We start from the raw sequence: 14,068 nt of genomic DNA, 5'->3' as shown, positions 1-14,068 counted from the left end.
TTCCTAGCGCGGAAGGCAACAACATGGCAACTCACCCCCAGCCCGAGGTCTGGTTCCTCACCGGCAGCCAGGGCCTCTACGGCGAGGACACCCTGCGGCAGGTCGCCGAGCAGTCCCGGCAGATCGCCGCGCGCCTGGACGAGTCGCCGGACATTCCCGTACGCGTGGTCTGGAAGCCGGTCCTCACCTCCAGCGCGGACATCCTGGCGGTGTGCCGGGACGCCGCCGTGCAGGGCGCGGTCGGGGTGATCGCCTGGATGCACACGTTCTCCCCGGCCAAGATGTGGATCTCCGGGCTGGACGCGCTGCGGACGCCGCTGCTGCACCTGCACACGCAGGCGAACGTGGCGCTGCCGTGGGACGAGATCGACATGGACTTCATGAACCTCAACCAGGCCGCGCACGGCGACCGGGAGTTCGGGTTCGTCCAGACCCGGCTCGGGGTGGCCCGCAAGACCGTCGCCGGCCACGTCACCGACCCCCGGGTCGTCGGCCGGGTCGCGGCCTGGGCCCGGGCCGCCGTCGGCTGGTCGGCGGTGCGGACGCTGCGGCTGGCGCGCTTCGGCGACAACATGCGCGACGTCGCGGTCACCGAGGGGGACAAGGTCGAGGCGGAGCTGCGCTTCGGCGTCTCGGTGAACACCTACGGCGTGAACGACCTCGTCGCGGCCGTCGACCAGGTGGCGGACGCGCAGGTGGACGACCTGGTCAAGGAGTACGACGACACCTTCCGGGTCGCCGCCGAGCTGCGGCCCGGCGGGGACCGGCACGACTCGCTGCGGTACGCGGCGCGGCAGGAGCTGGGCCTGCGCGCGTTCCTGGAGGCCGGCGGGTTCCGGGCGTTCACCACGAACTTCGAGGACCTCGGCGGGCTGCGCCAGCTCCCCGGGATCGCGGTGCAGCGCCTGATGGCCGACGGCTACGGCTTCGGCGGTGAGGGGGACTGGAAGACCTCCGTGCTCGTGCACACGCTCAAGGCGATGGCCGTCGGCGTGCCCGGCGGCACGTCGTTCATGGAGGACTACACCTACGATCTGACGTTCGGCCAGGAGCTGATCCTCGGCGCGCACATGCTGGAGGTGTGCCCGAGCATCGCCGCCGACGTGCCGAGCGCGGAGGTGCACCCGCTGAGCATCGGCGGGCGGGAGGACCCGGTACGCCTGGTCTTCGACGCGGCGTCCGGTCCGGCCGTCGTGCTGGGCATGGTGGACATGGGGGAGCGGTTCCGGCTGATCGCCAACGCGGTGGACGTGGTGCCGCCGCCGCAGCCGCTGCGCCGGCTGCCGGTGGCGCGCGCGGTCTGGCGCCCGCAGCCCGACCTGGCCGGCTCGGCGGAGGCGTGGATCACCGCCGGCGCCCCGCACCACACGGTGCTGTCCCAGGCCGTCGGCATGGAGGAACTGCGCGACCTGGCCAACATGGCCCGGACCGAGCTGGTGGTCATCGACGCCGAGACGCGCCCGCACCGCTTCGCCGACGAGCTGCGCTGGAATCAGGCGTACTACCGCCTCGCCCGGGGCTTCTGAGCCCTCGCCGGCCGGCCGTGCCGGCCCGCGGCGGTGCCCCGTGTTACGGCTTGACGAACGACATGTTATCGCTCACAGTCGATGGATAGGGTCACCGGCACCGCTCGCGGGCCGTTCCGGGCGCGATCTGCGCCGCAGTTGCCAGGGATCCGACTCCGCCTGGGTGGGCTTCGCTGTTAGCGATAACGCTGCCGTGGTCGGCGCGTGCCGCCGTGCCCGGGCTCCGGTCGACGAAGGAGGATCGTGGTGACGGCTCGACTGTCCCGTGGACGTGGACGCCTGTCCCGGCTGCTGGCCGGGGTGGTGGCGCTGCTGGTGGGGGGTGTGGTGGTGGGCGCCGTGCCCGCGCCGGTATCGGCGGCCACAGTGGACACCAGCGCGTACTACGTGCTGGTGAACCGCAACAGCGGCAAGGCGCTGGACCTGTACAACCAGGCGACGAACGACGGGGCGCGGATCACCCAGTGGACGCGCAACGACGGCGCCTGGCAGCAGTGGCAGTTCGTGGACTCCGGCGGTGGCTACTACCGGCTGCGCTCCCGGCACTCCGGCAAGGTGCTGGACGTGAGCGGCGCGTCCACCGCCAACGGCGCCGCGGTGGTCCAGTGGACCGACCACGGCGGCAACAACCAGCAGTTCCGGCTGGCCGACTCCGACAGCGGGTACGTCCGGCTGATCAACCGGAACTCGAACAAGGTGATGGAGGTGCAGAACGCCTCCACCGCCGACGGCGGCAACATCGTGCAGTACGACGACTGGAACGGCGCGAACCAGCAGTGGCAGCTCGTCCGCGTCGGCGACAGCCCCGGCAACCCGGGCAACCCGGGCGGCAACTTCACCAACCCGGCCGTCTGGCAGGACTTCGCCGACGTCGACATCATCCGGGTCGGCGACGTCTACTACATGTCCGCCTCGACCATGCACTACTCGCCGGGCGCGCCGGTGCTGCGCTCCTGGGACCTCGTGAACTGGGAGTTCGCCGGGCACTCGGTGCCGCGGCTGGAGTTCGGCACCAAGTACGACCTGAGCGGCAGCGAGCAGGCGTACGTGGACGGCATCTGGGCGTCGACGCTCAACTACCGGCCGAGCAACCGCACGTTCTACTGGGCCGGGTGCATCGACTTCGCGCAGACCCACATCTACACCGCCACCGCCGTGGACGGCGCGTGGAACCGGCTGACCACCATTCCCAACTGCTACTACGACGCCGGCATGCTGATCGACGACAACGACACCATGTACGTCGCGTACGGCAACGGCACGATCAGCGTGGCCCAGCTCTCCGCCGACGGACGCAGCCAGGTCCGGGCCCAGCAGGTCTACCAGACGCCGTCGAGCATCGGCACGCTGGAGGGCGCGCGCTTCTACAAGCGCAACGGCGCGTACTACATCTGGCTGACCCGGCCGGCCAACGGCCAGTACGTGCTGAAGTCCACGAACGGCCCGTTCGGCCCGTACGAGCAGCGGCAGGTGCTGCTGAACCTGCCCGGCCCGATCTCCGGCGGTGGCGTGCCGCACCAGGGCGGCCTGGTGCAGACGCAGACCGGCGCCTGGTACTACATGGCGTTCACCGACGCGTACCCCGGTGGCCGGATGCCGACGCTGGCGCCGATCACCTGGACCGCCGACGGCTGGCCGCAGGTGCAGACCGTCAACGGGGCCTGGGGCGCGAGCTACCCCAACCCGCTGCCGACCCGTCCGGTCAAGCCGCTCACCGGCACCGACACGTTCTCCGGCACCACGCTCGGCCCGCAGTACGAGTGGAACCACAACCCGGACAACAGCAGGTGGTCGGTGAACAACGGCCTGCGGCTGCAGACCGCCACCGTCACGAACGACCTGTACCGGGCCCGCAACACGCTCACCCACCGCATCCAGGGTCCGACCTCGACCGGCACGATCGAGCTGGACTACTCGACCATGCGCGACGGTGACCGGGCCGGCCTGGCGATGCTGCGGGACAGCTCGGCCTGGATCGGCGTACGGCGGGACAACGGCGCGACCCGGGTGGTGATGACGAACGGCCTGACCATGGGCTCGAACTGGAACACCACGAGCACCGGCACGGAGATCGCCAGTGCGGCGGTGTCCGGGGGGCGGATCTGGTTGCGGGCGAACGCCGACATCCGGCCGGGTTCGGGCCGGCAGGCGCGGTTCTCCTACAGCACCGACGGGGTGAACTTCGTACCGCTCGGCAACGCGCTGACGCTCAACAACGCGTGGCAGTTCTTCATGGGCTACCGGTTCGGCTTCTTCAACTACGCCACCCAATCGCTGGGCGGCGCGGTGACGGTGCGGCAGTTCTCGCTGACAACACCGTGACAACGGTCACCATTCACGAGCGTTGACACAACTGCAAAGGCCCGGGGTGTGGCGGCGGCAATCGCCGGAAAAGCCGCACCCCGGGCCCAATTGCACCGCCTCCGAGCTGCCTGTTCGTGCCGCTGCGCAGCGGAAGGGAATGAGCCGTCGATCGATTCCGCGATAGCACCGCGCCACGGTGGGAACGGTCGTTCGACGGTGCCGATACCGATGGGACCGCTGGCGTAGACTGTCGCCACCCGGGCCGGTCCGGTCGAGATCGACCGGGTGTGGCCGCGGGCAGTGGCGAAAGTGAGGTGGCCGTGCGCGGTCCTGCGATGACGGACGTGGCCCGCCTCGCCGGGGTTTCGCACCAGACGGTCTCCCGGGTTCTCAACGGGCACCCCAACGTGCGCGAGCAGACCCGGCTCCGGGTGCAGGCTGCCATCACCGAACTCGGCTACCGGCCCAACCGCGCGGCCCGCGCGCTGGTGACCGGCCGGTCCCAGGTGATCGGTGTGGTCGCGCAGAACACCACGCTCTACGGTCCGGCGTCGCTGCTCGCCGCGTTGGAGCAGACCGCCGCCGAGGCCGGTTTCGCGGTGAGTATCGGCAGCGTCCGCGACCTCGACCACCGCTCCATCTCGGCGGCAGTGGAACGGCACCTGGCGCACCGGGTCGCCGGCATCGTGGTGATCGCGCCGGTCGAGTCCGCCGGTGAGGCGCTGGAACGGTTGCCTCAGGACGTGCCGCTGGTGACAGTCGACGGCGATCCGCGACGGCCGATCCCACTGGTGACTGTCGACCAGGTCGCCGGTGCCCGGGCCGCCACCGAGCACCTGCTGGCCGCCGGGCACCGCACGGTGTGGCACGTGTCCGGCCCGTCGGACTGGTTCGACAGCGCCGGCCGGATCGAGGGCTGGCGCGAGGCGTTGCGGCAGGCCGGCGCCGAGATCCCGCCGCTGGTCCATGCCGACTGGTCGGCGGCGGCGGGCTACCGGTGCGGGCAGATGCTGGCCCGGATGCCCGAGGTCACCGCCGTCTTCACCGCCAACGACCACCTGGCGCTCGGTGTGCTGCGGGCGCTGCACGAGCACGGCCGCCGCGTCCCCGACGACATCAGCGTGGTGGGGTTCGACGACGTGCCCGAGGCGGCGTACTTCATCCCGCCGCTGACCACGGTACGCCCGGACTTCGACGCGGTGGCAGCGGCGAGCCTGGACCTGCTCCTGGCCCAGATCGAGTCGCAGAGCGCCGGGCCGCTGCGGCAGACGATCGCCCCGACGCTGGTGCCGCGCCGCAGCGTCGGCCCGCCGCCCGCCCGCTGAGCCGCGGCTTGCCCCTCCGTGGCCGGCCCCCGACGGTCCGATCGTCAGTGGTCCGTGCGACGAGCGCGCGCCCGGCGCACGACCAGCAGCACGATCCCGGTGACCACGAGCAGACCGGCGACCGCCCCGCCGGCCAGCAGCGCGACCGGCGGGCCGTCGTCGCCGGACCGCGTACCGGAGGCGTCCGGCTCGCCCGCGCCGGCCGAGGTGTCCGCGCCGGTCGACGCGGGAGCCGACGGTGAGGCGGGAGCCGTCGGTGAGGCGGGAGCCGTCGGCTCGGGCGCGGCCGGGTCGGCCACTGTGAAGCGGTACGAGCCCTGGACCGGGTGGCCGTCGCGGGAGACCACCCGGTAGGCGACGGTGTAGGTGCCGTTCACCAGCGGCTCGTCGATCGTCACCGTGCCGGTGACGCCGTCCACCGCCGGTGCGCCGGTGGGCACCGCGCGCCGGCCGGCGTCGCTGAGGGTGATGGTGGTGAAGGCCGGGTTCAGCCGCTGCATGAACCGCAGCGTGACCTGCGTCGGCGCGCTGGTGAGCCGGGCGTCGCGCGCCGGGGTAGCCTCCTGCAACGAGTTGTGCGCCGCCGCGGGCGTGGCCGGGACCAGCAGCAGCGCGGTGAGGGTCGCGGCGAGCAGCGCGGTGACGGATCGGGTACGCATGACGGGCCTTCCTGTGGTGGTCAGCCGAGCAGCTGCCGGCCGACCCAGCCGCCCTCGGGGCAGCCGGGCGGTACGGCGAACACGGCGGAGCCGATCGGGGTGGTCCACTCGTTGAGCAGGTCACGCTCGGCGAGGCGGCGCTGGAGGGGCAGGAACTGCCGGGCGATGTCGGCCTGGTACGCGGCGAAGACGAGCCCGCTGTCAGCGTTCCCCTCGGGGGTCGGCACGCCGTCGTAGTTGTAGGGCCGGCGCAGGATCTTCTGCCGGTCGTCGGTGACACGGGCCCGGGTCAGGTGCGAGAAGTCGGGGATCACGGTGAGCCCGTCCGGGCCGAGCGCGGCGAAGTCCGGCTCGTCGTGTTCGGCCCGCCCGGTCAGCGGCGCGCCGGTGTCGAGGCGCCGTCCGACGGCGAGTTCCCGGTCGGCGCGGCCCAGCAGGTCCCAGGTCTCCAGGTTCATGCTGATCCGCCGCACCACCAGCGTGGTCGAGTCCCGCAGCCAGTCCGGCCCGTCGGTCACCCACACCGCCGTGTCGGCGGGCGTGCCGGGCTTCGGGTTGGCGGTGCCGTCGAGCTGCCCGAACAGGTTGCGCTGGGTACGCCCCGGCTCGGCCCCGGCGGCCCGCCGGAAGCCCTGCTGCACCCAGCGGACGACGGCGAACGGCCGGCTGTCCTTGACCAGGACCCGCTGCGCGTGGGCGACGGTGAGCGGATCGTCGGCGCAGATCTGCAGCAGCAGGTCCCCGCCGGACCAGCGGGGTTGCAGCCGGTCGATGCCGAACGCGGGCAGCTCGGCCACCGAGGCGGGCCGCCGGTCGTCGAGCCCGGCGGCGGCGTACAGCCCGGGGCCGAAGCCGAACGTGACGGTCAGCCGGGCCGGCAGCACGCTCAGCTCCGGCTCGGTGTCGGCCAGCGCGGGGCGGCCCTGGGTGAGCCGGGCGGCGTCGTCGGAGAGCAGCCGCATCATCCGGCCGAGCGCCGCCCGGTCGGTGCCGGGCCGCAGCGTGAACGCGACGAACGCCGCGTGCGCCTGCGCGTCGGTGGTGACCCCGGACTGCCGGGCGCCGTGGAACGGCTCGACCGCGTCGCCCACCCGGGCCACCGGGACGGCGTCGTCGGGGCGTACCCCGGGAGTGGGAGCACGGGCGGCGGCGAGGGCGCCGGCGCCGGCCAGCGCGCCCCCGGCGGCCGCCGCGCCGCCGGTGAGCAGGCCACGCCGGCTCACCCGGCGGGCGGGCGCGCCGGTGCCGGTCATGACGCCGGGCTCGCGCCGTGCCCGGGCGCGTAGCTCTCCTGGGCGCCGGTGAACGGCTTCGCCACGGCGGTGAACGTCTGGGTCCGGCCGTCGGCGAAGGTGAGCGTGACGTCGAGCTGGTCGCCGGCGCGCACCGGCCGGGTGAGGTCCATCAGCATGAGGTGGTCGCCGCCGGGTTCCAGGGCGACCTGGGACCGGGCGGCGACCACGACGCCGCCCGGCTTCTGCCGCATCGCCATCTTCCCGTCGGTCATGGCCATCTCGTGGATCTCGGCCCGGGACACGTCGGTGCTCACCCCGGTGATCGTGACGTCGGTGTCGCCGTCGTTGACGATCGTGGCGAACGCGGCTGTCATGCCCTTGTCGGCGGCCTTCACCCACGGGTCGCGGACGGTGAGCACACCCGCCGCGGCGCTCGCCGGCGCCGAGGCCGGCGCCGAGGTGGCCGGTGCGGCGGCGGACGGCGTGTCCGAGGAGCCGCAGGCGGTGATCGACGCGGCCAGCACGGCGGCGCCGATCAGGGCCGCCGGGCGCAGGAACCGGCGGCGGTTGGTGCTGGACATGACGTCGTCCCCTCGAAGATCCGGTGTTCGTACCGTTTGTCGGCGCGGCGCCACGGAAAGTTCCGGCCGGGGCCGTCGGGCACGTCACACCCGGCCGGTGGGCCGCCCGCCGAGCCGGGTTCGGCGGTGCGCCCGGAAGGCATAATGGTTCCGGGTGTCACGTGGCGCGCCGGGTGCGGCCGCGGCCGGCCGAGGGTGCCGGGCGGGCGCCCGGACGAGGGAGGCGACGGTGACCCAGGCGACGACCGGGGCGACCCGCAACACCCGTCAGCGTGCCGAGGTGCTGGCGCTGCTGCGGGAGTTGGACGGCTTCCACAGCGCGCAGCAACTGCACCAGATGCTCGTCCAGCGGCAGGCGAAGGTCGGCCTCACCACCGTCTACCGGACGCTGCAGATGCTCGTCGACAACGGCGAGATCGACTCGGCCCGGCTGCCCGGCGGCGAGCATCTCTACCGGCGGTGCAGCCAGAGCCGCCATCACCACCATCTGGTCTGCCGCCGCTGCGGCCGGGCCGTGGAGGTGGCCGGCCCGGCCGTGGAGCGGTGGGCCGACCAGGTCGCCGCGCGGCACGGGTTCACCGACGTCGGGCACACCCTGGAGATCTTCGGCACCTGCGACCGCTGCGCCGCCTGACCCGCGCGGCGAGCTGACGAACACGGTTCCCGTTACCGGATTGCCGGACCTGTCGCACATCGCCTCAAGCGGGACGGCGGGCGGACCCATGGGGCCGCCCGCCGTCCCGCTGTGCGACGGGGTCAGCTCAGCCGTGCCTCGATCGCCTCGATGACGCGGGGACGCAGCTCGGCCGCGCGGACCACCGCGTCGACCGACCCGACCTCGACGGCCCGCTGGATGCTGTGCACCCGGTCGAACTCGGCGGCCACCTCGCCCAGCTTCTCCGCCCGCACCGACGAGCGCAGCTCGTCCAGCTCGGCGGTGAGCGTCGCCCGCTCGGTGCCGGCCGTGGCGGCGACCTTCGCCTCCAGGTCGCGTACCCGCGCGTCGGCGGCGGTGCGGGCGGCGACCTCACCGGCGAACACCACGGCGGCGGCCGGCGCGCCGCCCAGCACCGAGGCGAACGACCCCTCGATCGCCAGCACCGTCATGTCCGGGTTGAGCGCCTTGGAGAAGACCACGAACGCGCCGCCGTGATAGCGCGAGATCACGCAGAACACGATCGGGCCGCGGAAGTTGACGATCGCCCGGCCGATCTCCGCGCCGTACTCCAGTTGCAGCTTGCGCATCGACTCGGGTGAGCCGTCGAAGCCGGACAGGTTGGCGAGCACGACCAGCGGCCGGTTGCCGCTGGCCGCGTTGATCGCCCGCGCGGCCTTCTTCGACGAGCGCGGGAACAGCGTGCCCGCGGTGTAGGTGTCCGGGCCGTCGGTGGGCGGGAAGCCGTGCCGGGGCACCGAGCGGGACTCGATGCCGAGCAGGCACACCGGGATGCCGCCGAGGTGCACGTCCTGCACCACAGCGGTCTCCGCGTCGGCCATCCCGGCCCACCGCTCCAGCACCGGGTGGTCCTGGTCGGCGAGGGCCCGCATCACGGTACGGATGTCGAACGGCTTCTTGCGGTCCGGGTTCGCCGTGGCGGAGAAGATCTCACCGACGGTGGCGAAGTCGCTGCCGGCCACCGCGTGCGGGTAGCCGCAGATGTCCCGGTCCACCGGGTCCATGGTGACGGCCCGGCGCGGTGCGGCCTCGCCCGGCGCGACGTACGTGTGGTCGTAGTGCGCCATCAGCACGTCCCGCGCGGCCGGCAGGTCCGGCGCCCAGTACTGCGCCTGCCCGTTCGGGCCCATCACCCGGTCGTAGCCGCCGATGCCGAAGTTGTCCTCGGCGGAGACACCGCCGGAGAAGTCGAGCGACTGCTTGCCGGTGAGCACCATCGCCGAGTCAGGCGTCATGACCAGCACGCCCTTGGTGTGCATGAGCATCGTCGCCTCGGCGTTCCAGTACGGCTGGGCGCCGACGTTGATGCCCGCCACCACGATGTTGATCTCACCGCCGTCCTGGGTGAACTCGACGATGCGCTTGAGCGCCGCGGCCACCCAGTCCATGTTCTCCGTGCCGGAGGTCATCGAGATCCGGGCGCCGGCGGACAGCGCGTACCACTCCAGCGGCACGCCCATCCGCTGCGCCAGGTCCAGCGCGGCGATCACCCGCCGGCACTCCGGCTCGGAGAGCGCGCCGAGCGACTTGGTCGGGTCGCCGAGCAGCACCACCCGGGTCACCCCCTGCGGATGCCGCGGCGTGGGCGTGGTGACCACGCCGGCCACGATCGCCGCGGTGTTGCGGCCCTTCGGCCGGTCCACCGGCACCAGTTCGTTCTCCGCGTCCAGGTCGTGCTCGACGAAGTCGCCCAGCAGGCCGGTCAGCTCGTACGGGTAGACGGTGTTGCGCCCGGCCGCGCGCAGCACCTTCAGCCGGTACTCGTCCAGCGGCTCGACCGGCTCGGCCGGCGGCTCGCCCACGGTCAGCCGCGCGTGCCCGGTCACATCGAAGGTGATCCGCACGCCGACCTTGGTGAGCTCCCCGGTACGGCGGTCGCGCTGCCGGGCGATGAACAGGATCTCCTCCAGTTCGGCGCCCACGGTGGTCGGGCGTACCCGCCCGGCGATCAGCTCCATCTCCTCGCGGGTCAGCTCGCTGGGCGGCCACACGTAGATGACGATCCGGTTGGTCGGGAACCGCGACTTCGACGGCCGCCGCGACTGCGCCCGGCGGATCGAGTCGAGGCAGGCCGCCACCGCGTCCTCGGTGGTCGGCAGCGCCACCAGGCGGCCGTCCTGTTCCCGCAGCTCGGTCAGGTCACGCACCTGCGCGAACGCCACCAGCCGCTGGTCGGCCGGGTTCTGCCGGGCGACCGCCTGGAACAGGTAGACCTCCTCGTCCAGCGACGGCAGCCGGGTCAGGTCGAACTCGCGCAGCCGCTCCAGCTGCATCCGCTGCGCGATGTACGGGTGCAGGCCGCGGATCAGCCGTTCCTCGGCCATCCCCCCGCCCTCGGCCGGACGGAACGTGACGTGGTGGTGCATCACCGCGCCGGCCCGACCGGCCACAGTGGTGGTGAGCCGGCGTACCTGCTGCGGCAGCGGGTGCGCGTTCACCACCTCCAGCAGCGCGGCGGCGGTGGCGCCCAGGTCCTCGGGCTGGTTCTCCCAGGACAGGTAGACGTCCGCGTCGACCGCCTCGCAGTCCCGGGCCACCTCGGCCAGGCCGCGCAGCGCGTCGCCGAGCGCGTCGAAGCGTACGGCGGCCGAGACCACGCTCGACCCGGTGCGCCCGGCCACCACGAACGTGCAGCCCTCGGCGGTGCGCGTAGTGACCTCGGTGAGCGCCTTGTTGCCGTAGTACCGGCGGGTCAGCACCTCCAGCATTGTCGCGTTGTCCGGGGCGTTGCGGACCAGACGCTGGCCGAGCAGCCGGACCAGCGGCTCGGTGCTGCGCACCATCTCGGCCATCCGCTCGGCGCGGTCCGGCGCGTCCGGCTGCGCGTCGAGGTGCCGCAGGTGGGAGCGGACCCGGGCGTAGACGCGGGCCCGGTTGCGACGCAGCAGCGGCTGGGCGAACCAGGCGAACACCACGCCCCGGGCCAGGTCGGCGACCACCGGGAAGCGGACCTGGGTGGCCGCGACGAGGCGTTCCAGCGTGAGGCCGGCCGGCTCGCGCAGCGCCTCGTCCGGAGGCGGCTCGCGCAGCCAGGAGCGCAGTAGCGCGGCGATCACCGTGGCGTCGGCGGCGGCCCGCTGCTGCGCCAGGAAGATCCGGAAGACCGCGGCCTCCAGCTCGGGGGAGCGGTCCAGCTCGGTGACGCCGTAGTGGGCGAGCGCCTTGGCCAGGCGGGCCCGGAACGGTTCCGGGCAACCGGCCCGCTCGACGTCGAGGCTCTGCAGGTAGGTGTGGAAGTACTCGCGGGCGCTGGGCGCGTGCCCGCCCGGCGCGTCGTCGCCGGGCCGGTTGCGGCTCAGCTCGGCCAGATCGGCGAAGACGTTGACCAGGTCCAGTTCCTCGGCCAGCGGCCGGTGCCCGGCCTCGGTGGCCGCGCGCCGCGCGTCCAGGTAGTCGTCGAGCACCCGGCGCTCGTCGTGCGGGTCCACGTCGTAGCCGAGCATCAGCGCGCACAGGTCCTCCCGGCCGCGTGCGGCCCGGGACCGCGCCGGCACGTCCGCGGGCGCGACGGGCAGGTCCAGCTCCACCGCCGGCCCGGCCGGGCCGGCGGCGGCCTCGGCGCCCTCCTCGGCGACCGGCTCCAGGCGCAGCAGTGGCGCACCGGCCTCCACCTGGGTGCCCACCGCCACCGACGACTCCTTGAGGCGGGCCCGGAACGGCGCCCGCAGCACCGTCTCCATCTTCATCGCCTCCAGCACCAGCACCGGCGCCCCGGCCTCGACCTCCGCGCCGACCGCGAGCGGGGTGGCGACCACGAGCGCCGGCATGGGGGAGCGCAGCACGCCGCCCTCGTCGCGGCTGATCCGGTGCGTCACGCCGTCCACCTCGACCAGGTGGACCGGGCCGTGGGTGTCGGTGAGCAGGCGGAACCGGGCGCCGTTGACGGCGACCTGGCCGGTGTGCCGGTCGAAGCGGTCCAGCTCGACGTCGGCGGTGCGGACGTCGCCGCCGACCTCGACGCCGACCCGGAACCGGTGCGCGCCGACCCGGGCCACCCGCATCCGGTAGGTCACGCCGCGCAGCTTCAGGTCCAGCGGCCGGCCGCTGCGGTGCTGCACCTGGGGGCGTCCACCGGCCGCCGTGGACAGCAGCCGCTGCCGCTCGGCGGTCTCGTCCTCCTCGTACGCCTCGATCGCGGCGGCGGCCAGCGCGACGGCGGAGTGCCGGTGCGCGACCAGGCGGCCCTCGCCGCGTACCCGGTCGATCCAGCCGGTGTCCGCGCTGGCGTCGATCACCTCGGGCTGGTCGAGCAGGTCGAGCACGAAGCTCTTGTTCGTCGCGCCGCCGGCGATGACCACAGTGGTGTTCGCCATGGCCCGGCGCAGGCGGCCCAGCGCCTCGTCGCGGTCCCGGCCGTACGCGATGATCTTCGCGATCATCGAGTCGAAGTCGGCCGGGATGGTGTCGCCCTCGCTGACCCCGGTGTCGACCCGGATGCCCGGGCCGGCGGGCAGGTCCAGCCGGGTGATCCGGCCGGGGGAGGGCGCGAAGTCGCGGTCCGGGTCCTCGGCGTTGAGCCGTGCCTCGATCGCGTGCCCGCGCTCGGCCGGCGGCCCGCCGGTGAGCCGTCCGCCGCCGGCCACGTGCAACTGCGCCTTGACCAGGTCGAACCCGGTGGTCGACTCGGTGATCGGGTGCTCGACCTGAAGGCGCGTGTTCACCTCCAGGAACGCGAACAGCCGGTCGCCCGGGTGGTAGAGGAACTCCACAGTGGCCGCGCCGCGATACCCGACGGCGACCGCCAGCCGCTCCGCGGACGCCTTCAGCTCCGCGGTCTGCTCCGGGCTCAGCACCGGCGACGCCGACTCCTCGATCACCTTCTGGTTGCGCCGCTGCACCGAGCAGTCCCGTACGCCGAGCGCCCACGCGGTGCCCTGGCCGTCGGCGATCACCTGGACCTCGACGTGCCGGGCGCCGGTGACCAGGCGCTCCAGGAACACCACGCCGCTGCCGAACGCCCGCGCCGCCTCCTGGCTGGTGCGCTCGTAGGCGTCGGCCAGTTCGGCGTCGCTGCGGATCACCCGGATGCCGCGCCCGCCACCACCGGCCGTCGCCTTGAGCATCAGCGGGTAGCCGATCGAGGCCGCCGCGCGCAGCGCGTCCTCCAGGCTCTCCACCGCGCCGCGGCTCCACGGCGCGACCGGCACGCCCACCTCCTCGGCGATCAGCTTCGCGCCGATCTTGTCGCCGAGCTTGCGCATGGCGTCCGGGCTCGGCCCGACGAACGTCACGCCGACCTTCTGGCACAGCTCGGCGAACGCCGGGTCCTCGGCCACGAAACCCCAGCCCACCCACGCGGCGTCCGCACCGGTGTCGACCAGCGCGCGCTCCAGGACCTTCAGATCGAGGTACGGGCGGTCCGACGCGGGGCCGAGGTCGTAGGCGATGTCCGCCTCGCGGACGAAGGTGGCGGTACGGTCGACGTCGGTGTACAACGCGACGGTCTCGATCCGGCTGCCGGTCTCCGCGGCCAGTTCCCGGACCGCGTGGATGAGCCGCATCGCGGCCTCACCACGGTTGACGATGGCGACACGGGTGAACACGTGACCGTCCCCTTCGGTAGACCCACGGTGGTGCGCCGGGCGGCGGCGGTGCCCCCGGCTTGCCTCACCCTTCCGCCTGTGCGCGGGCCGCGCCATGTCGTAACCGCCGAAGCCTGAGCGGGGGCCGTTGTGGGAACCCAACAAAAGTTTTTAGCCAGGCGCTCACTACCGGCGGGTATGCGACAACGGCGCCGGACCCGAGCGGGTCCGGCGCCGTCT

Annotated in this window: 8 protein-coding genes; 4 read left to right on the top strand and 4 right to left on the bottom strand. The window is 73.3% G+C overall.

Going from position 1 to position 14,068, the window contains the following annotated elements:
• The first annotated feature begins 23 nt into the window (after window positions 1–23).
• From araA to AB0C17_RS13755, 3 genes are all read left to right on the top strand, one after another.
• On the top strand, window positions 24–1,526 hold the full coding sequence (gene araA / locus AB0C17_RS13765; RefSeq protein ID WP_357478660.1) for an L-arabinose isomerase: 1,503 nt from the start codon (window positions 24–26) through the stop codon (window positions 1,524–1,526).
• Window positions 1,527–1,772: 246 nt separating this feature from the next.
• Window positions 1,773–3,848, top strand: a complete 2,076-nt coding sequence (locus AB0C17_RS13760) for an RICIN domain-containing protein (protein ID WP_357382992.1) — start codon at window positions 1,773–1,775, stop codon at window positions 3,846–3,848.
• A 317-nt stretch (window positions 3,849–4,165) separates the two neighbouring features.
• Complete coding sequence (locus AB0C17_RS13755) at window positions 4,166–5,155, top strand: LacI family DNA-binding transcriptional regulator (RefSeq protein ID WP_357382994.1); 990 nt, start codon at window positions 4,166–4,168, stop codon at window positions 5,153–5,155.
• 44 nt (window positions 5,156–5,199) lie between these two features.
• Here AB0C17_RS13755 and AB0C17_RS13750 read toward each other — a convergent pair whose 3' ends face one another.
• Genes AB0C17_RS13750 through AB0C17_RS13740 form a run of 3 tightly spaced genes read right to left on the bottom strand, consistent with a single transcriptional unit; the run spans window position 5,200 to window position 7,630 of the window.
• Entirely contained in the window at window positions 5,200–5,814 is a 615-nt protein-coding gene (locus AB0C17_RS13750) for a copper resistance protein CopC (RefSeq protein WP_357478655.1), read from the bottom strand.
• 20 nt (window positions 5,815–5,834) lie between these two features.
• On the bottom strand, window positions 5,835–7,067 hold the full coding sequence (locus tag AB0C17_RS13745; RefSeq protein WP_357478651.1) for a Dyp-type peroxidase: 1,233 nt from the start codon (window positions 7,065–7,067) through the stop codon (window positions 5,835–5,837).
• Window positions 7,064–7,630, bottom strand: a complete 567-nt coding sequence (locus AB0C17_RS13740; RefSeq protein WP_357467764.1) for a copper chaperone PCu(A)C — start codon at window positions 7,628–7,630, stop codon at window positions 7,064–7,066. Before AB0C17_RS13740 ends, AB0C17_RS13745 begins: the two co-directional genes overlap by 4 nt.
• Before the next feature lie 229 nt (window positions 7,631–7,859).
• Here AB0C17_RS13740 and AB0C17_RS13735 point away from each other — a divergent pair, with 229 nt between their 5' ends.
• Window positions 7,860–8,264 (top strand): transcriptional repressor, encoded by a 405-nt coding sequence (locus AB0C17_RS13735; protein WP_354864003.1) that lies wholly within the window; start codon window positions 7,860–7,862, stop codon window positions 8,262–8,264.
• A 122-nt stretch (window positions 8,265–8,386) separates the two neighbouring features.
• On the opposite strand, the gene AB0C17_RS13730 is transcribed toward AB0C17_RS13735, so the two are convergent.
• A complete protein-coding gene (locus AB0C17_RS13730; protein ID WP_357467762.1) occupies window positions 8,387–13,849 on the bottom strand; it encodes a carboxyl transferase domain-containing protein in 5,463 nt (1,820 codons plus the stop codon).
• Between the last annotated feature and the right edge of the window lie 219 nt (window positions 13,850–14,068).

It is taken from the genome of Micromonospora sp. NPDC048887 (assembly GCF_040649715.1).
Lineage (GTDB): Bacteria > Actinomycetota > Actinomycetes > Mycobacteriales > Micromonosporaceae > Micromonospora.
Note: the sequence above shows the minus strand (reverse complement) of the source record. Positions and strands in the feature narration are given on the sequence as shown.

Coding starts and splice junctions, on each gene's coding strand:
- AB0C17_RS13750 (WP_357478655.1), bottom strand. CDS start 5,814: ATGCGTACCCGATCCGTCACCGCGCTGCTCGCCGCGACCCTCACCGCG.
- AB0C17_RS13745 (WP_357478651.1), bottom strand. CDS start 7,067: ATGACCGGCACCGGCGCGCCCGCCCGCCGGGTGAGCCGGCGTGGCCTG.
- araA (WP_357478660.1), top strand. CDS start 24: ATGGCAACTCACCCCCAGCCCGAGGTCTGGTTCCTCACCGGCAGCCAG.
- AB0C17_RS13740 (WP_357467764.1), bottom strand. CDS start 7,630: ATGTCCAGCACCAACCGCCGCCGGTTCCTGCGCCCGGCGGCCCTGATC.
- AB0C17_RS13755 (WP_357382994.1), top strand. CDS start 4,166: ATGACGGACGTGGCCCGCCTCGCCGGGGTTTCGCACCAGACGGTCTCC.